General features: G+C 56.0%; 18 protein-coding genes. 3 read left to right on the top strand and 15 right to left on the bottom strand.

Features of this window, described 5'->3' with window-relative positions; all coding sequences use genetic code 11:
• Positions 1 to 8: 8 nt before the first annotated feature.
• The 14 genes from ptsG to yceD all read right to left on the bottom strand — a co-directional run bounded on the left by ptsG (position 9) and on the right by yceD (position 12,645).
• The gene (ptsG, locus tag ABLU88_RS00090) at positions 9 to 1,442 is read right to left on the bottom strand and encodes a PTS glucose transporter subunit IIBC (protein WP_014228844.1); all 1,434 of its coding nucleotides are present in this window, start codon (positions 1,440 to 1,442) and stop codon (positions 9 to 11) included.
• A gap of 297 nt (positions 1,443 to 1,739) precedes the next feature.
• Complete coding sequence (locus tag ABLU88_RS00085) at positions 1,740 to 2,534, bottom strand: metal-dependent hydrolase (RefSeq protein WP_032749596.1); 795 nt, start codon at positions 2,532 to 2,534, stop codon at positions 1,740 to 1,742.
• 10 nt (positions 2,535 to 2,544) lie between these two features.
• Positions 2,545 to 3,549: a DNA polymerase III subunit delta' gene (gene holB / locus ABLU88_RS00080; RefSeq protein ID WP_032749598.1), complete on the bottom strand. Its 1,005-nt coding sequence runs from the start codon at positions 3,547 to 3,549 to the stop codon at positions 2,545 to 2,547.
• Positions 3,546 to 4,187 carry a dTMP kinase gene (gene tmk, locus ABLU88_RS00075; protein WP_025106911.1) on the bottom strand — a complete coding sequence of 214 codons (642 nt, stop codon included), beginning with the start codon at positions 4,185 to 4,187 and terminating at the stop codon, positions 3,546 to 3,548. Before tmk ends, holB begins: the two co-directional genes overlap by 4 nt.
• Positions 4,177 to 5,199, bottom strand: a complete 1,023-nt coding sequence (gene yceG / locus ABLU88_RS00070) for a cell division protein YceG (RefSeq protein ID WP_103814015.1) — start codon at positions 5,197 to 5,199, stop codon at positions 4,177 to 4,179. The genes tmk and yceG overlap by 11 nt, the downstream gene beginning before the upstream one ends.
• A 2-nt stretch (positions 5,200 to 5,201) precedes the next feature.
• Entirely contained in the window at positions 5,202 to 6,011 is an 810-nt protein-coding gene (gene pabC, locus ABLU88_RS00065) for an aminodeoxychorismate lyase (RefSeq protein ID WP_025106910.1), read from the bottom strand.
• A gap of 145 nt (positions 6,012 to 6,156) precedes the next feature.
• Positions 6,157 to 7,398, bottom strand: a complete 1,242-nt coding sequence (gene fabF / locus ABLU88_RS00060; protein ID WP_103814013.1) for a beta-ketoacyl-ACP synthase II — start codon at positions 7,396 to 7,398, stop codon at positions 6,157 to 6,159.
• Positions 7,399 to 7,487: 89 nt separating this feature from the next.
• Entirely contained in the window at positions 7,488 to 7,724 is a 237-nt protein-coding gene (acpP, locus tag ABLU88_RS00055) for an acyl carrier protein (protein WP_000103754.1), read from the bottom strand.
• Positions 7,725 to 7,934: 210 nt separating this feature from the next.
• Complete coding sequence (fabG, locus tag ABLU88_RS00050; RefSeq protein WP_004131399.1) at positions 7,935 to 8,669, bottom strand: 3-oxoacyl-ACP reductase FabG; 735 nt, start codon at positions 8,667 to 8,669, stop codon at positions 7,935 to 7,937.
• A 12-nt stretch (positions 8,670 to 8,681) separates the two neighbouring features.
• The gene (gene fabD, locus ABLU88_RS00045; RefSeq protein ID WP_025106909.1) at positions 8,682 to 9,611 is read right to left on the bottom strand and encodes an ACP S-malonyltransferase; all 930 of its coding nucleotides are present in this window, start codon (positions 9,609 to 9,611) and stop codon (positions 8,682 to 8,684) included.
• Between the two features lie 15 nt (positions 9,612 to 9,626).
• Positions 9,627 to 10,580 (bottom strand): beta-ketoacyl-ACP synthase III, encoded by a 954-nt coding sequence (locus ABLU88_RS00040; RefSeq protein ID WP_004131395.1) that lies wholly within the window; start codon positions 10,578 to 10,580, stop codon positions 9,627 to 9,629.
• Positions 10,581 to 10,633: 53 nt separating this feature from the next.
• Complete coding sequence (plsX, locus tag ABLU88_RS00035) at positions 10,634 to 11,731, bottom strand: phosphate acyltransferase PlsX (protein ID WP_071846169.1); 1,098 nt, start codon at positions 11,729 to 11,731, stop codon at positions 10,634 to 10,636.
• Positions 11,732 to 11,933: 202 nt separating this feature from the next.
• A complete protein-coding gene (gene rpmF, locus ABLU88_RS00030; RefSeq protein WP_004101077.1) occupies positions 11,934 to 12,107 on the bottom strand; it encodes a 50S ribosomal protein L32 in 174 nt (57 codons plus the stop codon).
• A 16-nt stretch (positions 12,108 to 12,123) separates the two neighbouring features.
• Positions 12,124 to 12,645, bottom strand: coding sequence for a 23S rRNA accumulation protein YceD (yceD, locus tag ABLU88_RS00025; RefSeq protein WP_004849895.1), 522 nt, complete (start codon positions 12,643 to 12,645; stop codon positions 12,124 to 12,126).
• 141 nt (positions 12,646 to 12,786) lie between these two features.
• On the opposite strand from yceD, the gene ABLU88_RS00020 reads away from it, so the two are divergent.
• A complete protein-coding gene (locus tag ABLU88_RS00020; protein WP_004849894.1) occupies positions 12,787 to 13,371 on the top strand; it encodes a nucleoside triphosphate pyrophosphatase in 585 nt (194 codons plus the stop codon).
• 199 nt (positions 13,372 to 13,570) lie between these two features.
• A complete protein-coding gene (locus tag ABLU88_RS00015; RefSeq protein ID WP_048261578.1) occupies positions 13,571 to 14,716 on the top strand; it encodes an alpha/beta fold hydrolase in 1,146 nt (381 codons plus the stop codon).
• Between the two features lie 12 nt (positions 14,717 to 14,728).
• Here the strand turns inward: ABLU88_RS00015 and rluC are convergent, their stop codons facing one another.
• Positions 14,729 to 15,682 (bottom strand): 23S rRNA pseudouridine(955/2504/2580) synthase RluC, encoded by a 954-nt coding sequence (gene rluC / locus ABLU88_RS00010; RefSeq protein WP_014228836.1) that lies wholly within the window; start codon positions 15,680 to 15,682, stop codon positions 14,729 to 14,731.
• Positions 15,683 to 16,379: 697 nt separating this feature from the next.
• Here rluC and rne point away from each other — a divergent pair.
• Positions 16,380 to 19,634, top strand: coding sequence for a ribonuclease E (gene rne / locus ABLU88_RS00005; protein WP_049103761.1), 3,255 nt, complete (start codon positions 16,380 to 16,382; stop codon positions 19,632 to 19,634).
• Positions 19,635 to 19,717 lie beyond the last annotated feature (83 nt).

Below are 19,717 nucleotides of genomic sequence, written 5' to 3'. Positions count from 1 at the left end.
ATCACAACTTAGCTGTTGCGGATGTATTCATCCATTTCAGTTTTCAGGTTATCGGATTTGGTACCGAAAATAGCCTGAACGCCTGAACCTGCAACAACCACGCCTGCGGCACCCAGTTTTTTCAGGCCAGCCTGATCAACTTTCGCCACATCCGCCACGCTCACGCGCAGACGAGTGATACATGCGTCGAGGTTAGTAATGTTCTCTTTACCGCCGAACGCGGCAATCAGAGCCGGAGCCATTTCGCTGGTCGCGCCAGCTTTGCTGTCTTCGGTGGCGTCTTCACGACCCGGGGTTTTCAGATCCAGCGCTTTGATCAGCACGCGGAACACCACGTAGTAAACAATCGCGTAGCAGATACCGACGATCGGGAACAGCCACAGCTTGCTGCTGTTGCCAGACAGAACGATGAAGTCGATCAGACCGTGAGAGAACGACGTACCGTCACGCATACCCAGCAGGATACAGATCGGGAAGGCCAGACCTGCCAGAATCGCGTGGATGATGTACAGGATCGGCGCAACGAACATGAACGAGAACTCGATCGGCTCGGTAATACCGGTCAGGAACGAGGTCAGCGCTGCGGAGATCATGATACCGCCCACTTTCGCGCGGTTTTCTGGTTTGGCAGAGTGCCAGATAGCGATAGCGGCGGCCGGCAGACCGTACATTTTGAACAGGAAGCCGCCGGACAGTTTGCCCGCAGTCGGGTCGCCTGCCATATAGCGCGGAATATCACCGTGGAAGACCTGACCTGCTGCGTTGGTGTATTCACCAATCTGCATCTGGAAAGGAACGTTCCAGATGTGGTGCAGACCAAACGGCACCAGGCAGCGCTCAATGAAGCCGTAGATACCGAACGCGACAACCGGGTTCTGGTAAGCGGCCCACTGGGAGAAAGTCTGGATTGCGGTACCGATCGGTGGCCAGATAAAGGACAGGATCACGCCAGTGAAGATCGCTGCCAGGCCGGAGATAATTGGCACAAAACGCTTGCCCGCAAAGAAGCCCAGATACTCAGGCAGCTTAATGCGATAGAAGCGGTTGAACATGTAGGCTGCGATGGCACCGGAGATGATACCGCCGAGGACGCCGGTATCCGCCAGGTGTTTAGCCGCAATCTCTTCAGCAGGTAAATGCAGAACCAGAGGTGCAACCACGGCCATGGTTTTCACCATGATGCCGTAAGCGACGACCGATGCCAGAGCGGATACGCCGTCGTTATTGGTGAAGCCAAGTGCGACACCGATAGCAAAAATCAGCGGCATGTTAGCGAAGACCGAACCGCCCGCTTCCGCCATGACGTGGGAAACTACGGCTGGCAGCCAGCTGAAGTTTGCGGAACCGACGCCCAGCAGGATACCTGCGATAGGCAGTACGGATACCGGCAGCATCAGCGATTTACCGACCTTCTGCAGGTTAGCAAATGCATTCTTAAACATAATTGAGAGTGCTCCTGAGTATTTGGTGCTTTTTTACGTTTTCACGCATTGGCCCGGGGGGAGAACCGCGCCGTGGACAGGACATCTAAGCGCCCTTTATTTATTACACAGAGTAAAATAATTACCGGGATGATTGTTTGACGGCTATCACGTTTCAATCAGACACCCATTAAAAACTGACATTGATTTACATAACTCGTGTCTGAATGTTGCCAAAAAACCTTCACCGCCCCATTTGTGGCGGTGAACTTTACTCGCTTTAGCTATTAATTACGAGCCTTAAAATAATAAGCAATATCAGAGAGGTTGCAGCCGGGAGGGGTCAATATGAAAAAGCGTCGCGAAATTTTCAGTCGTCTGTTGTGCCAGCTGCTCCAGCGATACGCCCTTGAGGACCGCCATATACTCGGCGACGTCCCTGACCATCGCCGGCTGGTTCTCTTTGCCGCGATGCGGTACCGGCGCCAGATACGGCGAATCGGTCTCCACCAGCAGGCGATCGAGAGGTACATAGCGCGCAGCATCGCGAAGCTGCTCCGCATTACGGAACGTCACAATGCCGGAAAACGAGATATAGAACCCCATATCCAGCAGCTTACCCGCTGTCTCCCTATCCTCAGTGAAACAGTGTAGTACGCCACCGCAATCCGTCACTTTTTCTTCGCGTAAAATTTCCAGCGTATCGGCGCGGGCATCGCGGGTGTGAACAATAACCGGCTTATTCAGCTCCCGGCCTATACGGATATGATCGCGAAACGACGCCTGCTGACGCGCTTTTGTTTCCGGCGTGTAGAAATAATCGAGCCCGGTCTCGCCCATCGCGACGACGCCGTTCTCTGCTGCGAGTTTGCGCAGCTCTTCAACGTCATACTCTTCATCCTGGTTTAACGGATGGACGCCGCAGGAAAAAACGACGTCGTGACGCTGCCCCACCAGCTCGCGCATACCGCGGTATCCCGGCAGCGTCGTCGCCACCGCCAGGCAAAATTTCACATCGCGCGCGGAAGCCTTTGCCAGTACATCGTCCACATCTTTATGCAGCGTTTGATAATCCAGGCCATCGAGATGGCAATGGGAGTCGACTAAAAACATGATGTCTCTCTCAGAGGTGGGATACGGGAAGAACCGCCCCGGGTTGCAGGTAATGTTCCCAGCGCAGAAGGCGCTCGGTTAGCAGCAGTTCGCGATTAATGCCGACAACGCTCAACAGCTGTTCGCGGCAGGCGCTGACGTCACGCGCAATCGCCTGCAGGCGCGCCGCCGGCAGCGCAGCGGCCAGCTGATTGACCAGTGGCCAGGCGTCCGGATTGCTGATAAGCGTAATCCCCTGCTGCCTTTTTTGCGCATCGACCAGCAGCGATGCCAGCCAGTGCAGGCGAATCGCGGCCTGTTCATGGTTCAAAATCGGCAACAGCGTCAGCCAGTCGCCGTGAGTTAAAATATTACCCAGGATCTGACAAAGCTGCTGGCGCGGTGCCCAGTGAGTATCCTGCAGCAGATCCAGCGCTGCCGCTGGCGCGTTGGCGCTCAGCCGCAGCGCCGCGAGCAGCGCGTCTTGTGACATCGTCACTTCACGCTCTAACCACGCCAGCGCGTAGCGTTCTGTAGGCGGAGCAAGGTGATACAAACGACAGCGGCTGCGCAGCGTTGCCAGCAGGCGCGCTGGCTCCTGACAGGCCAGGAAGAACCAGGTATTCTCCGGCGGCTCCTCCAGCGTTTTCAGCAGCGCGTTTGCCGCCGCATCCGTCAGCATAGCGGCATCGCCTATCCACACCACCTTCGCGCCGCCAAGCCGGGCGTGCTCATAAAGCTTTTCGCTCACTTCGCGCACGGCATCGATCCCGAGCGAGCTCTTCCCCTTTTCCGGGGCCAACGCATAATAATCAGGATGGGTACCGGCCTGCATCAGCTGACAGCTGTGGCAATGACCGCAGCTTTTATGCCCTTCCGGCTGGCGGCACATCAGAAAGCGACAAAGCGCGTAAATCAGCGCATCGCTCCCCATGCCCGGCAGCGCCTGGACCATCAGCGCATGGTGGCCCCGTCCCGCCTGATAGCTGGCAACCAGCTGTTCAAAGGGCGGGCGTAACCACGGATACCATTTCATGGGAGTTGCTCCGCAACCCACCGATTCACCACCGCACGGATGTCGCGCTCGACGGCCTCCAGCGGCTGGGTGGCGTCAACGGTGCGGATGGTGGGATCCTGCGCCGCCAGTTCAAGGTAGCGCGCGCGAGTTCGATTAAAGAAATCCAGCGACTCCTGCTCAATTCGGTCAAGTTCGCCGCGGGCGCGGGCGCGCTTCAGGCCCACCTCCGGAGTCACATCAAGATAAAGCGTCAGATGGGGACGAAAGTCTCCCAGTACCGCGTCACGCAGGGTCGCCAGCATCGTCTGGTCGATACCGCGACCGCCGCCCTGATAGGCCTGGGTAGAGAGATCGTGACGATCGCCAATGACCCATTGACCGCGCGCCAGAGCGGGTTTAATCACCGTCTCTACCAGCTGTACGCGCGCCGCGTAAAACATCAGCACTTCCGCTTTATCATTAATCACTTCATCGCCGGTGGACTGAATATCCAGCACCAGGCTGCGCAGCTTCTCGGCCAGAATGGTGCCGCCCGGTTCGCGGGTAAACACCATATCGCTAACGCCCAGCTGTTTTAGCGTCTCTACCACACATTCACGCGCGGTGGTTTTCCCTGCGCCCTCCAGGCCCTCGATGACGATATAGTTACTGCGCATTTTTTTCCTTAAGTACTTTCAAATAATCCTGAACCGAGCGGTTATGGCTGGCCAGGTTGGTGTTAAACGTATGCCCGCCCTTACCGTCCGCGACAAAATAAAGATACGGCGTTTTCGCCGGATGCGCGGCGGCGTTCAGCGAGGCCTCGCCCGGTGCGGCAATGGGTCCGGGCGGCATACCGTTAATGGCATAGGTATTGTAAGCGGTCGGCGTTTCCAGGTCTTTACGCGTCAATTTGCCATTATAACTCTCCCCCATCCCGTAAATCACGGTGGGATCGGTTTGCAGACGCATGCCGATACGTAAACGATTAATAAATACCGATGCGACGCGGTCGCGCTCTTCCGGCAGCGCCGTCTCTTTTTCAATGATAGAGGCCATCGTCAGCAGCTGATTCTTATCATGATACGGCAGATTCTCCATCCGCCCTTCCCAGGTTTTATCGACCGCGGCAACCATCTTCTGATGCGCGCGCTTAAGGATCGCCACATCGCTGGTATTGGCGGTATACATCCAGGTATCCGGCCAGAACCAGCCTTCAACCCAATCGGGATGTTCCAGTTCAAGGGCCTTCGCCACGGTTTCATAGCTGTCATCCGCCAGCGTATGCTTGACGTAAGGCGCATCGCGCAGCTGACGCAGGTAGTCACTCACCCGCATACCTTCAACGAAGCGCAGCGGAAACTGCGCCTCTTTACCGCTGGCGAGCAGCTGCAGCATCTGGCGTACCGTCATATCAGGCGTGAAGCGATAGGTCCCGGCTTTAAAGTGGGACAGCTCAGGCTTGATGCGCAGCAACCACTGGAACACCCGAGGGCGGTTAATGACTTTATCGCTATACAGCTGTTGCCCAAGCGCCAGGCGCCCCGTTCCGGCCTCAAGGGTAAAGATGGTCTCTTCTTTAATCAGTAACTTACTGTCCGCCAGCTGGCGAACTTTCCACATACCGATGCCCGCGGCGATGCCCAGCACCACCACCAACAGCAGAATGAAACGTAACATTTTCTTCATGGCTAATCAGACAGCTCACACAAGGGGGCTAAAAAATGATAAAGCTCGCGCGTGGACCAACGTTTATCGTTCCAGCGGCGAACAGGCACCAGCGGCATTAATGCGTTACAGACAAGGACCTCGTCGGCTTCGCGTAACGCCTCGGGGCGCATGGTGGCTTCGACAACGCGAAACGGCGATGGTGCCAGCTTAGCGAGAATGTACTGGCGCATAATACCGTTGACCCCCGCCTGATCGAGGCGCGGGGTAAAGACGTCGGATCCTTTACGCCAGAATAAGTTCGCGGCACAGCATTCCGTAAGCCACCCGTCGCTGTCAAGGACCAGCGCTTCATCGGCGTCCGTCTGCTCAAGATGAGAACGAATCAGCACCTGCTCCAGCCGATTAAGGTGTTTGAGGCCGGCGAGCGAGGGATTGCGTCCCAGCCTGACAGGGCTCAACGTCACGGAGATCCCCTCCTCGCGCCAGCGAAGATAGTGCTCCGGCCAGGGCGATACGCTGAGGATTCTCACGGGATTCACGCAGCCGGCAGCGCTGTATCCGCGCCCCCCCGCCCCGCGCGTGATGATGACCTTCAGCACGCCATCCTGATGGGGCTGTGCCAGATGCGCCATCTCCTGCGCTAATAGCGCCCAGTCGTCGTAGGGGATAAAGAGCTGTTCACAGGCCTTCTGCAGGCGGGCCAGATGGGCTGACAGCAGCTGAACCCGGCCTCTGACGATGCGCGCCGTGGTAAAGCAGCCATCGCCGAACTGAACGCTGCGATCGTTCACCGCAAGCGTTTCACTTTCAGCGCCATTTATCAAATACATAAAAGTCTCCTTATCGCTGGCCGGTTAGTTTCGCAGGAGGAGATACATTGAACAAGCGGAGAAAACTGAATAAAAAAAGGCCCGACGAGCGGGCCAGTTTTTCGATGAGCATTGACGTCAGCAAAGACGTGGCGTCAGGCGCGCATCACACCCTTTTAAAGATTAGCGAGCCGTTAGTGCCGCCGAAGCCGAAGGAGTTACACAGGGTATACTCCAGATCGCTAACCTGACGCGCTTCGTGCGGAATGAAGTCCAGATCGCAACCGTCATCCGGGTTATCCAGGTTGATGGTTGGCGGAACCGCCCGATCGCGCAGCGCGAGGATGGAGTAGATAGACTCTACTGCGCCCGCGGCGCCCAACAGGTGGCCGGTCATTGACTTAGTCGAGCTGACCATGACGCGGCTGGCAGCGTCACCGAAGACGGATTTCACCGCCTGCGCTTCTGCTTTATCGCCTGCCGGCGTAGAGGTGCCGTGGGCGTTGACGTAGCCAATCTGGCTAGCTTCAATGCCAGCATCACGAATGGCGTTCACCATCGCCAGCGCGGCTCCAGCACCATCTTCCGGTGGCGAAGTCATATGGTAGGCATCGCTGCTCATACCAAAGCCGACGATTTCCGCATAGATTTTCGCGCCGCGTTTTTTCGCGTGCTCATACTCTTCCAGCACGACCATGCCGGCGCCGTCGCCGAGCACGAAACCGTCACGCTCTTTATCCCATGGACGGCTTGCCGCCTGCGGGTTGTCATTGCGCGTGGACAGCGCGCGCGCTGCACCAAAGCCGCCTACGCCCAGCGGGGTACTGGCTTTTTCCGCACCACCGGCGACCATTGCGTCAGCATCGCCATAGGCGATAACGCGCGCGGCGTGACCAATGTTGTGTACGCCAGACGTGCAGGCGGTTGCGATGGAAATGCTTGGTCCACGCAGACCAAACATGATGGTCAGATGCCCGGCCACCATGTTAACGATTGTGGAAGGAACAAAGAACGGGCTGATCTTACGCGGTCCGCCTTTTACCAGCGAACTGTGGTTTTCTTCGATCAGGCCAAGCCCGCCAATACCGGAACCAATAGCGGCACCGATGCGGGTAGCATTCTCTTCCGTCACTTCAAGGCCAGAATCCTGCATGGCCTGAATGCCAGCGACAATTCCATATTGAATGAAGGCGTCCATCTTGCGCTGTTCTTTGCGCGAGATGAAGTCATCACAGTTAAAATCCTTTACTAAGCCAGCAAATTTCGTTGCATAGGCGCTAGTATCGAAATGGTCGATCAGGCTGATGCCACTCTGACCGGCAAGGAGAGCTTTCCAGGTAGACTCTACGGTATTGCCGACAGGAGACAACATGCCCAGTCCGGTCACAACTACACGACGCTTAGACACGGTTGTCCTCCAGGGAGGGAAAATAGATTCTTGTGGGACAAAATATAGATAAAACTCAGGCGGTCGAATGACCGCCTGGAGATGTTCACTTACGCCTGGTGGCCGTTGATGTAATCAATGGCAGCCTGAACAGTAGTGATTTTCTCAGCTTCTTCGTCCGGAATCTCAGTATCAAACTCTTCTTCCAGAGCCATTACCAGCTCAACGGTGTCAAGAGAATCAGCGCCCAGGTCTTCAACGAAGGAAGCATTGTTGGTAACTTCTTCCTGCTTAACGCCCAGCTGTTCGCCGATAATTTTCTTAACGCGTTCTTCGATAGTGCTCATACTCTTAAATTTCCTATCAAAACTCGCTTTCGCGATGGTTTTCGTAGTGTATAAAATGTTGAAAAATTTGCAACTAAATCCCGGCAGGTCTTACCACGATTTTACGCTATTTTGCGGCTGTTTGCCCTCATAACGCAAATCATTTTGTACAAAACATTACGGTGAACCGCACAGACTGCGCGGTTCCTGAGCGTTTTGCACAAATCTCGGTCAGACCATATACATTCCGCCGTTGACGTGCAGAGTTTCACCGGTGATGTAACTCGCTTCGTCAGAGGCTAAAAATGCCACCGCGCTGGCGATTTCATTTGGAGAGCCTAAGCGCCCCGCAGGAACTGCCGCCAGCGTACCCGCACGCTGCTCATCGGTCAGCGCACGCGTCATGTCCGTTTCAATAAAGCCCGGAGCAACAACGTTTACAGTAATACCGCGGGACGCAACTTCGCGAGCCAGTGATTTACTGAAGCCAATCAGACCCGCTTTCGCCGCAGCGTAGTTGGCCTGACCCGCATTTCCCATGGTACCAACCACAGAACCGATAGTGATAATACGTCCATGACGCTTTTTCATCATAGCGCGCATTACCGCTTTTGACAGACGGAAAACAGATGACAGGTTGGTTTCGATAATATCGTTCCACTCATCATCTTTCATGCGCATTAACAGGTTATCACGAGTAATCCCGGCATTGTTCACCAGGATATCAACTTCACCAAATTCTGCGCGAATATTTCCCAGAACAGATTCGATAGATGCAGGATCGGTCACATTCAGCAGCAGACCTTTACCGTTAGCACCTAAATAATCGCTGATCGCCTGCGCGCCGCTCTCGCTGGTCGCAGTACCGATAACTTTCGCGCCACGGGCAACGAGCGTTTCAGCGATTGCGCGGCCAATCCCGCGACTTGCACCGGTAACCAGCGCGATTTTTCCTTCAAAACTCATGGTTTTCCTCTTTTATTGCTCAAGCGCCGCAGACATCGCCGCCGGCTCGTTAAGCGCGGAAGCGGTCAGGGTGTCAACAATACGTTTAGTCAGACCGGTGAGGACTTTACCCGGACCAACTTCATACAGATGCTCTACGCCCTGTGATGCCATAAATTCAACGGTTTTGGTCCACTGAACCGGACTATACAGCTGGCGAACCAGGGCATCACGGATAGCATCAGGCGCCGTTTCACTTTTCACGTCGACGTTGTTTACCACCGCAATCGTCGGCGCGTTAAAGGTGATTTTCTGCAGCTCAACCGCCAGTTTTTCCGCCGCCGGCTTCATCAGCGCGCAGTGGGACGGTACGCTGACCGGCAGCGGCAGGGCACGTTTCGCACCCGCAGCCTTACAGGCGGCTCCCGCGCGCTCTACGGCCTCTTTGTTACCCGCAATAACCACCTGTCCTGGCGAGTTAAAGTTTACCGGAGAAACCACCTGCCCTTCAGCAGATTCTTCGCAGGCTTTGGCAATCGCAGCGTCGTCAAGCCCGATGATCGCGGACATCGCACCGGTACCTTCCGGTACCGCTTCCTGCATAAACCTGCCGCGCATCTCAACCAGGCGGACGGCATCAGCAAAATCAATAACGCCTGCGCATACCAGCGCAGAGTATTCGCCGAGGCTGTGGCCCGCCAGCAAAGCGGGCGCTTTACCGCCCTGCTGCTGCCAGACGCGATACAGCGCTACGGAGGCGGTCAGCAGAGCCGGCTGCGTCTGCCAGGTTTTGTTCAACTCTTCCGCCGGGCCCTGCTGTGCAAGCGCCCACAGATCGTAACCCAACGCCGCAGAGGCTTCACGGAACGTCTCTTCAATGACCGGGTAAGCGGCCGCCATGTCTGACAGCATCCCGACACTCTGAGAGCCCTGTCCCGGGAACACAAAAGCAAATTGCGTCATGTTTAAATCCTTATCCTAAAAACGAACCAGCGCGGAACCCCAGGTGAAACCACCACCGAAGGCTTCCAGCAGAATAAGCTGACCACGTTGAATGCGGCCATCGCGAACGGCTTCATCCAGCGCACAGGGAACAGATGCCGCCGACGTATTGCCGTGTCTGTCGAGCGTGACGACCACGTTGTCCATCGACATGCCCAGCTTCTTCGCCGTGGCGCTGATAATACGCAGGTTGGCCTGATGCGGCACCAGCCAGTCAAGCGCAGAGCGCTCGAGGTTGTTCGCAGCTAAAGTCTCGTCCACGATGTGCGCCAGCTCGGTTACCGCCACCTTAAAGACTTCATTACCCGCCATCGTCAGATAGATGGGGTTTTCCGGTTCGACGCGATCGGCGTTCGGCAGCGTCAGCAGCTCGCCGTAACTGCCATCCGCGTGCAGATGGGTGGAGATGATGCCCGGCTCTTCAGAAGCGCCCAGCACCACGGCACCGGCGCCATCGCCAAAAATAATAATGGTTCCGCGATCGGCAGGATCGCAGGTGCGCGCCAGCACGTCAGCGCCGATCACCAGCGCGTAATCCACCGCACCGTTTTTCACGTATTGATCGGCAACGCTGAGCGCGTAGGTGAACCCCGCGCAGGCCGCAGCGACGTCAAACGCCGGGCAGCCTTTAATACCCAACATTGATTGAATCTGGCAAGCCGAGCTAGGAAACGCATGGGTACCGGAGGTGGTCGCAACAATAATCAGACCAATTTGCTCCGGCTTGACGCCCGCCATGTCCAGCGCATTCTTAGCGGCTTCAAGGCCCATCGTAGCAACTGTTTCATTCGGTGCGGCAATACGACGCTCGCGGATACCGGTACGAGTAACAATCCACTCGTCAGACGTATCGACCATATTTTCCAGTTCAGCGTTCGTACGCACGTGCTCAGGCAGATAGCTGCCGGTACCAATAATCTTCGTATACATGTACGCTCAGTCACTCTTGGGTAATATACCGGGTTAACTCAAACTGCGAGGCGTCAGTCGTTGCCGGTCATCCGGGTTTGAGGCCTGGAATTTCCGCTTCTGCCGCCTTCAGGCAATTCGAAACCTGCAGGGTATAAAGATTCCAGGCGAGCGGCAATTCGCTGAGGAACCTGCCGCTGCACAGCCTGCACTGCCTGCTCTATCGCGACGCAAAAAGCGCGCTGATTGGCAGCCCCATGACTTTTAATCACGGAACCGCGTAATCCTAACAGACAGGCACCATTATACTGGTCGGGGTTGAGGTGACTGAATCGCCTCGACAGGCTTTTTTGTAACCAACGCTTTAATAAAAGCAGCCACCACGACCTTTTTTTCCCCTCTCCCTGTGATTTCAACAGTGAAAGGAACATTCTGACAACACCTTCCATCGTTTTTAATGTGACGTTGCCCGTGAATCCATCACAAACCAAAACATCCGTCTTGCCCGTCAACAATTCGTTGGCTTCCAGATACCCAATATAGTTGAGGGTTGGCAGGGTCTTCAAAACCGCCGCCGCGTCGCGAATGCTGCTGAGACCTTTCATCTCTTCTTCGCCGATATTCAGAAGCGCAACGCGGGGATCCTTAATACCGATCGCTTCTTCGGCAAGAACCGCCCCCATGATGGCAAACTGCACCAGCATTGTGCTATCGCAATCCACGTTAGCGCCTAAATCCAGCACCACCGTTTTGCCCTTCAGCTGATGCGGCAACATAGTAACCAGCGCAGGGCGCTCAATCCCCTCAATGGGCTTAAGCAGCAGCTTCGCCAGCCCCATCAGCGCTCCGGTATTACCCGCACTGACGCAGGCCTCCGCCCGCCCTTCTTTCACTAACTCAAGCGCAATGCGCATTGAGCTACCGCGACTGGCGCGAATCGCTTGCGCGGGTCGAGCATCACTGGCAATAACTGACTGCGCAGGGATAACCTGCAGACGTGAACGTTGTTCAAAATCAGCTTTGGCAAGTAATGGCGCGATAGTGTCGGGATCGCCGACTAAAAGAAGTGTGAGTTGTGAATTAGAGTTCAGTGCCTGCAATGCTGCAGGCACTGTCACGGAAGGGCCAAAATCCCCGCCCATGACATCTAACGCCAGGGTTAGACGTGTCAAGGTATCGTCGCTGCTCGGTTCGGTTATTCCCCAGTTACCCGGGGAGATCCTCACTAAGCTTCATCACGCTTTTACTCTTCGTCTTTCACGCGGCAAGTGCGTTGACTACGCTCGTTCACACCAGTCACATAGTGAGCTATGCTCCTGGTGCTTCTCTCGCTTGCGTCTTCTTGCAACGCGAAATCCATGGAGTAATGCGTGATTACTTAGCGATAACCTTGCGACCGCGGTAGAAACCGTCGGCAGTGATGTGGTGACGCAGGTGTTTTTCACCAGAAGCTTTGTCTACAGACAGGCTGGTGACTGCGGTCAGCGCGTCATGGGAACGACGCATGCCACGTTTGGAACGGGTTGGTTTATTCTGTTGTACGGCCATGGACCTTACTCCTCAATTACTTATGCTTTAAGCTGGCTAATACGGCAAATGGATTTGGTTTTTGTGCCTCTTCAGGCAGTTCACCAAAGACCATGTCCGCGTCGGACACTTCACAGTGTTCAGAATCATGCACCGGAACTACGGGCAAGGCGAGGATGATTTCATCTTCAACCAGCGCCAGCAGATCGATTTCACCGAATTCGTTAACCTCAATCGGCTCATACGCTTCCGGCAGTGCTTCGGCCTGTTCGTCATTTCTGACGGGGCTGAAACAATACGTTGTGTGAACATGATGGGGGAACGGTTTCCCGCAACGCTGACATTCGAGGGTTACCGACACCGTCGCATCGCCGCTTAAAACGGCAAGACGCTGGTTATCGATAGCGAACGACATGCTGCATTCCACATCGCTGTCCACGCTGACAACAGAATCAGCGACACGCACAGCCTGATCACGGGTATAGATACCTTGGTAATCTAAGCGTTTTTGAGCCGTGCGAACCGGATCGAGAGTCAGGGGTAATTTTACCTTTTGCATAGGGCGCGCATATTAACTTTGTAACGTCATAGAGTCAAAGAAAAAGGCAGCCTCAGGTTGCCTTTTGCCATTTATTCGCACACATTGCGGCGCATAGTTTAAAATGATGCTCTGCGAAGCGCTATATGTGGATGAAAAAATATGTCTGAACTAATCCTCGCGTCAACCTCGCCGTGGCGGCGAATGCTGCTGGAAAAACTGTCGGTGCCTTTTGAATGCGCTGCGCCGAACGTTGATGAAACCCCGCTGCCCGGCGAACCTGCCCGCCAGCTGGTGATGCGTCTGGCGCAGGCAAAGGCGCAGGCCCTTGCCGCACGCTACCCACAGCACCTCATTATAGGCTCCGATCAGGTTTGTGTCCTGGACGGTGAAATTACCGGCAAACCGCATACGGAAGAAAACGCCCATCGCCAGCTGAGAAAGGCCAGCGGCACCATCGTCACGTTCTATACCGGCCTGGCGCTGTACAATTCCGCCAACGGTCATCTACAAACGGAATGCGAACCTTTCGACGTTCATTTCCGCCGTTTAAGCGACCAGGAAATTGAGAGCTATATCCGCAAGGAAAACCCGCTGCAGTGCGCCGGAAGCTTTAAAAGCGAAGGTTTAGGCATCACGCTATTCGAACGGCTTGAGGGGCGCGATCCCAACGCGCTGGTCGGTTTGCCGCTCATTGCCCTGTGCCAGATGCTGCGCCGGGAAGCGTTGAATCCCCTGCTCACGTAAACATGATAAAGGCCTCCCGATCCCACGCGGTCTCTTCCTGAGGCCGCGTGCCGCCACTTTACAACGCGTTTTACCCGCTGCCCAACGGAGCAGAGCAGGTTTACCCCAACTTAATTAATGCATCGCCTGTCACAGTTTATTTTACCCGCGCCATTAGAATCCATTATGAAACGTTGTTTTATTTTTAAATGGAGCCACTATGCCAACCCGCGCTACGCTTTTGACCCTCACCCTGCTGGCCGCCGCCGGCGTTAATGCCCATGACTGGCAGCGCCAGGGCATCGTAGAGGGCAATCTCCCCGCCTCCTGGCAGCAGTTGAAAGCGCAGATGACCTACCCGGACTCGTGGCTCTCTGGCCACTACCGTGATTTTGAGCAATGGCGACAGCAGGCCCGTACGCTGCTTCGGCAGTCTCTGCTAACCCCGGCGTCGACACTCCCCTTCGCGCCGCAAACGCTGATGAGAGAAAATCGAGGCGCGTATACCGCCGAGAAGCTGGCCTTCAACGTAACCGACGATAACAGGATTGCCGCGCTGATGTTGACGCCAAATTCCCCCGGCCCTCACCCGGCAATTGTTCTGCTGCACGACCATGGCTCAAAGTTTGATATCGGTAAGGAGAAGCTAATCCGTCCGTGGAACGACGCTGCACGGCTGGCCAGCGCTGAGGCGTGGGCGGATAAATTTTTCAGCGGTCGGTTTATCGGCGATGAACTGGCGCAGCGCGGCTATGTCGTCATCGCCATTGATAGCCCGGGTTGGGGGGACCGAGGGCCGATGGTCTACGAGCAGCAGCAGGCCCTCGCCAGCAACTACTTTAACCTGGGGCGCTCGCTGGCTGGTGAAGTCGCCTATGAAGATCTGCGTACCGTCGATTTCCTCAGCACTTTAAAAACGGTTGATAGTCAACGCATTGGGGTCGTGGGTTTCTCAATGGGCGGTTTTCGCGCCTGGCAGCTGGCAGCCCTGTCTGACAAAGTCGCCGCGACTGCGGTTATATCCTGGTTTGGAACCTGGAACGGCCTGATGCAGCCTGGCAACAACGTTTTGCGCGGCCAGTCGGCGTTTTATATGCTTCACCCTGGCTTATCCGGACGCCTCGATATTCCCGATATCGCCAGCATTGCCGCGCCAAAACCGATGCTTATTTACAGCGGCGGACAAGATAAGCTCTTCCCGGCGGAAGCCGTTAACGAGGCCTTCGCAAAAGTACATAAAGTGTGGGCGTCGCAAAACGCGCAGGATAAGCTGGAAACAAAAACGTGGCCGGAAGTGGGCCACGTTTTTAATCAACAACAGCAGGAAGAAGTTTTCCCCTGGCTTGCCAGGTGGCTCAAACCCTGAGCCTGAGCGCGGTTATTTCGCGTTACGCAAGACCTGCAGGCAGCGCTTAAGCTGATTATCTAAGGGGGCTTCAATGCGCATAATCTCCCCGCTACCCGGATGGGTAAACTTCAGCGCCGCCGCATGCAGAAACAGCCGGTTAAGGCCGGTGCCCGCCAGCTGCTTATCAAATTCACGGTCGCCGTAGCGGTCGTCAAAAGCAATAGGGTGGCCGGCGTATTGCGTATGCACGCGGATTTGATGCGTACGACCGGTCACCGGGCTGCAGCGCACCAGCGTCGCATGGGTATAACGCTCTTCAACTTTAAAGCGCGTCTCCGACGGTTTCCCCTCCTGGTTAACCCGCACAATGCGCTCACCACTCTGCAGAATATTTTTCAGCAGCGGTGCCTGCACCACTTTAGTATGCGACTGCCACTGCCCGCGCACCAGCGCCAGGTAATCCTTCTGCATTCCTTTGTCGCGCAGCTGCTCGTGCAGGGAACGCAGCGCGGAGCGCTTTTTGGCGACCAGCAGCACGCCGGAGGTGTCGCGATCCAGGCGATGCACCAGCTCCAGGAAACGCGCTTCCGGACGCAGCGCGCGCAGACCTTCAATTACGCCAAAGCTCAATCCGCTGCCGCCGTGTACCGCCGTTCCGGAAGGCTTGTTAAGCACCAGGATATGATCGTCTTCATATAAAATCACATCGGCCAGCGCGGCCACTTTTTGTAGGTGTGGAGAGACCGCCTCTTCTTCTTTCTCAGAGACGCGAACCGGCGGGATGCGCACTTCGTCGCCGGCTTCCAGTTTATATTCCGGCTTCACGCGCTTTTTGTTAACCCGCACCTCGCCTTTACGCAAGATGCGATAAATCATGCTCTTCGGTACGCCCTTCAGCTGCGTACGCAAAAAGTTGTCGATACGTTGCCCGGCTTCATCATCAGCAATGGCAACCATTTTTACGCTTGGGATCTCAGTTTTCATGGTGCGCGATTCTAAATAGCCCGACGCATTAGCGCCACTCATTTTTATATGCTTATATTTATCATCATCCGGATTTCACAGTACGCTTCATCATCGTTTTGTTTGTTATTAGAACAATCTGTATACGCGGGTGAAAAAACTGTGAGTAACCGGGTGATAAAAGGTGAAAGTCAACTTGCTATAACGAGCTTAGCAATGGAATAATGATGCAGTATTCCGTGCTGAAACTTGTTAGAACAAGAAATTAGCGGAATGATCAATTTTGTCTGACCGATCATCAACGCAGCAATGGCGTAAGACGTATTGATCTTTCAGACAGTTAGCGGGCTGCGGGTTGCAGTCCTTACCGGTACAGGCTCTATGGATTTCACGTCGCAGGAAGGCGTTCACACTGGGATATCCCGGCGCTCATCTGGATCAAATGATTAAGATGAGCAGGTTAAGCCGCCACGCCTGCTGCATGAAAAACGATGGGTATAAATGGAATCTTCTCTGGTGATACATCCCAGGCAGTTCCCCTGATAAGTGCGCTGTGTTTCCGTTTGAAATACAGGCGACCGACACTCTGCGCCTCTTAAGCGCGCGACAGCCGTGAGGTTGGCGACGTGAAACAGACACGAGGCCATCGGTTTTCCCCGGTAAGGCGTTACTCTGCCCGTAGCTTAGTCGTCAATGTAAGAATAATGAGTAAGTTACGATGAAAAGAATGTTAATCAACGCAACTCAGCAGGAAGAGTTGCGCGTCGCCCTTGTTGATGGGCAGCGCCTGTACGACCTGGATATCGAAAGCCCCGGGCACGAACAGAAAAAAGCGAACATCTACAAAGGCAAAATCACTCGTATTGAACCTAGCCTCGAAGCCGCATTTGTTGATTATGGTGCCGAGCGTCATGGTTTCCTCCCTCTCAAAGAAATTGCCCGCGAATACTTCCCTGCCAACTACAATTCTCACGGTCGTCCAAACATCAAGGACGTGCTGCGTGAAGGCCAGGAAGTGATTGTCCAGATCGATAAAGAAGAGCGTGGCAATAAAGGCGCCGCGCTGACCACCTTTATCAGCCTGGCGGGTAGCTATCTGGTGCTGATGCCGAATAACCCACGCGCTGGCGGTATTTCACGCCGCATCGAGGGTGACGATCGCACCGAACTCAAAGAAGCGCTGGCCAGCCTTGAGCTGCCGGACGGCATGGGACTTATCGTCCGCACCGCTGGCGTCGGCAAATCCGCCGAAGCGCTGCAGTGGGACTTAAGCTTCCGCCTGAAGCACTGGGAAGCCATCCAGAAAGCCGCAGACAGCCGCCCTGCTCCGTTCCTGATCCATCAGGAAAGCAACGTCATCGTGCGCGCTTTCCGCGACTATCTGCGTCAGGATATCGGCGAAATCCTTATCGACAACCCGAAGGTGCTTGAGCTGGCTCGCCAGCACATTGCGGCGCTGGGTCGTCCGGATTTCAGCAGCAAAATCAAACTGTACACCGGGGAAATCCCGCTGTTCAGCCACTATCAAATCGAATCGCAGATTGAGTCCGCTTTCCAGCGTGAAGTGCGTCTGCCTTCCGGCGGTTCTATCGTTATCGACAGCACCGAAGCGCTGACCGCTATCGATATCAACTCCGCACGCGCCACCCGCGGCGGCGACATCGAAGAAACGGCGTTTAATACCAACCTTGAAGCAGCCGATGAAATCGCTCGTCAGCTGCGTCTGCGCGACCTTGGCGGCCTGATCGTTATCGACTTCATCGATATGACCCCGGTTCGCCACCAGCGTGCGGTAGAAAACCGCCTGCGCGAAGCCGTCCGTCAGGACAGAGCGCGCATCCAGATCAGCCATATTTCCCGCTTTGGACTGCTGGAGATGTCGCGTCAGCGCCTGAGCCCGTCGCTCGGGGAGTCCAGCCATCACGTCTGCCCGCGCTGTAGCGGAACGGGTACCGTGCGCGATAACGAATCGCTGTCGCTTTCTATTCTGCGTTTGATCGAAGAAGAAGCGCTGAAAGAGAACACCAAAGAAGTTCACGCTATCGTACCGGTGCCGATTGCCTCTTACCTGCTGAACGAAAAACGTGCCGCGGTAAGCGCGATTGAAACCCGTCAGGCCGATGTGCGCGTTATTATCGTGCCAAACGACCAGATGGAAACACCGCACTACTCTGTTCTGCGCGTGCGTAAGGGCGAAGAGACCTCCACGCTGAGCTATCTGCTGCCGAAACTGCACGAAGAAGAGATGGCCATGCCTTCTGATGAAGAGCCGGCCGAGCGTAAACTCCCGGAACAACCGGCGCTGGCTGCTTTTGTCATGCCTGACGCGCCTCCGGCTCCGGCCCAGGAAGAGCCGGCCAGAGCCGCGGCTACCGTTGCGCCTGCCGCATCCGCACCGAAAGCGGCAGCGCCGGCGCAGCCTGGCCTGGTTGCCCGCTTCTTCAGCGCGCTGAAAAATATGTTCTCCAGCGAGGAAGAGACTAAACCGGCAGAAGTTCAGGTTGAGAAAAAAGCGGAAGAGAAATCCGAGCGTCAGCAGGATCGTCGTAAACCGCGCTCCAACAACCGCCGCGATCGCAATGACCGCCGCGACAACCGGGATAATCGCGATAGCCGCGAGAACCGCGATAGTCGTGCCGAGAACAGCGAAGGCCGCGAGTCTCGTGAAGAAAACCGCCGCAACCGTCGTGAGAAGCAGCAGCAGAACGCTGAGCCGCGCGAAATCCGCCAGACAACGGTCGAAGATAGCGAAAAAGGCAAAGCGCGCGACGAGCAGCAGCCGCGCCGCGAACGTAATCGCCGTCGTAACGATGATAAACGTCAGGTTCAGCAGGAAGCCAAAGCGCAAACCCGCGAAGAGCCGGTTGTTCAGGAGAGCGAGCAGGAAGAGCGCGTGCAGACGATGCCGCGTCGTAAACCTCGCCAGCTGGCGCAGAAGGTGCGTATTGAATCCGCCGCCGCTGAACAGGTTGTCGAGCCGGTAGCCGCGCCTCAGGTCGCCGAAGCGCCGGTCGTCCAGCCGGAAGCCGCAGCGCCGCGCACTGAACTGGCGAAAGTCGACCTGCCGGCGGTTGTTGAAACCGCTGCGGAACATGATGAGAACGGTGAAGCCCGCGAATCCAACGGTATGCCGCGTCGTTCACGTCGTTCCCCTCGTCACCTGCGCGTCAGCGGCCAGCGCCGTCGTCGCTACCGTGATGAGCGTTACCCGACGCAATCCCCGATGCCGCTGACCGTAGCCTGCGCATCGCCGGAAATGGCGTCTGGTAAAGTGTGGATCCGCTACCCGGTCGTTCGCCCTCAGGACCAGCAGCAGGAAGACGTGCAGGTTCAGGAGTTCTCAACCACTGCGGCTGAGCCCGTCGTCGCACCAGTGGCTGCCGCTGAGCCGGCTGTCTCTGACGTCATTGCCCCGGCTGTCGCCGCAGAAAGCGCAGTCGAGCCAGTGGCTACTACCGAGCCTGTGGCGGTGATTAACGAACCTGAAGTTCCGGTCGTAGAAACCACGCATCCGGAGGCTATCGCCGCCCCGGTTGATGAACAGCCGCAGCTGATTGCCGAAGCCGATGAAGCCGTGGCCGAAGAAGTTGTCGCAGAAGCCGTTGACGTCGTTGCGCAAGAGGCTGTCGAACCGGAAGCTGCGGTCGCTGAACCTGTTGCGGTTGAAGAGACTGCGGTGGTTGTTGAGGAAGCGCCTGTTGTTTCCGAACCGGTGGTTGAACCTGCACCAGCGGCGGAGCCGGTCGTTGCGACTCAACCTGTTGTCACGGCTGCGCCGGTCGTTAAGGTCGCCAATCGTCACGCCACGGCGCCGATGACCCGCGCCCCAGCGCCAGACTACGTACCTGAAGCGCCTCGTCAAAGCGAGTGGGTTCGCCCGAACTTTGATTTTGACGGTAAAGGTTCTGCTGGCGGTCATAGCGCCACGCACAAAGCCGCTGCCGGACCTACCCGTCCGCAGCCCGTAGAGTAACGTCACCTCGAAAAGACCGGCCCCCGCGTGAACTGACCCCATAATGTTGGACGGTTTATATCAAGCGGCTATCAGGGCCTGAG

The organism is Klebsiella sp. GW_Kp182 (assembly GCF_040062275.1).
Taxonomy (GTDB): domain Bacteria; phylum Pseudomonadota; class Gammaproteobacteria; order Enterobacterales; family Enterobacteriaceae; genus Klebsiella; species Klebsiella michiganensis.
This window is presented reverse-complemented; position numbering and strand designations above follow the sequence as displayed.

Bases quoted from the DNA above. Each gene is read 5' to 3' on its own strand.
- ptsG (WP_014228844.1), bottom strand. From the start codon at position 1,442: ATGTTTAAGAATGCATTTGCTAACCTGCAGAAGGTCGGTAAATCGCTG.
- ABLU88_RS00085 (WP_032749596.1), bottom strand. From the start codon at position 2,534: ATGTTTTTAGTCGACTCCCATTGCCATCTCGATGGCCTGGATTATCAA.
- holB (WP_032749598.1), bottom strand. From the start codon at position 3,549: ATGAAATGGTATCCGTGGTTACGCCCGCCCTTTGAACAGCTGGTTGCC.
- tmk (WP_025106911.1), bottom strand. From the start codon at position 4,187: ATGCGCAGTAACTATATCGTCATCGAGGGCCTGGAGGGCGCAGGGAAA.
- yceG (WP_103814015.1), bottom strand. From the start codon at position 5,199: ATGAAGAAAATGTTACGTTTCATTCTGCTGTTGGTGGTGGTGCTGGGC.
- pabC (WP_025106910.1), bottom strand. From the start codon at position 6,011: ATGTATTTGATAAATGGCGCTGAAAGTGAAACGCTTGCGGTGAACGAT.
- acpP (WP_000103754.1), bottom strand. From the start codon at position 7,724: ATGAGCACTATCGAAGAACGCGTTAAGAAAATTATCGGCGAACAGCTG.
- fabG (WP_004131399.1), bottom strand. From the start codon at position 8,669: ATGAGTTTTGAAGGAAAAATCGCGCTGGTTACCGGTGCAAGTCGCGGG.
- fabD (WP_025106909.1), bottom strand. From the start codon at position 9,611: ATGACGCAATTTGCTTTTGTGTTCCCGGGACAGGGCTCTCAGAGTGTC.
- ABLU88_RS00040 (WP_004131395.1), bottom strand. From the start codon at position 10,580: ATGTATACGAAGATTATTGGTACCGGCAGCTATCTGCCTGAGCACGTG.
- rpmF (WP_004101077.1), bottom strand. From the start codon at position 12,107: ATGGCCGTACAACAGAATAAACCAACCCGTTCCAAACGTGGCATGCGT.
- yceD (WP_004849895.1), bottom strand. From the start codon at position 12,645: ATGCAAAAGGTAAAATTACCCCTGACTCTCGATCCGGTTCGCACGGCT.
- ABLU88_RS00020 (WP_004849894.1), top strand. From the start codon at position 12,787: ATGTCTGAACTAATCCTCGCGTCAACCTCGCCGTGGCGGCGAATGCTG.
- ABLU88_RS00015 (WP_048261578.1), top strand. From the start codon at position 13,571: ATGCCAACCCGCGCTACGCTTTTGACCCTCACCCTGCTGGCCGCCGCC.
- rluC (WP_014228836.1), bottom strand. From the start codon at position 15,682: ATGAAAACTGAGATCCCAAGCGTAAAAATGGTTGCCATTGCTGATGAT.
- rne (WP_049103761.1), top strand. From the start codon at position 16,380: ATGAAAAGAATGTTAATCAACGCAACTCAGCAGGAAGAGTTGCGCGTC.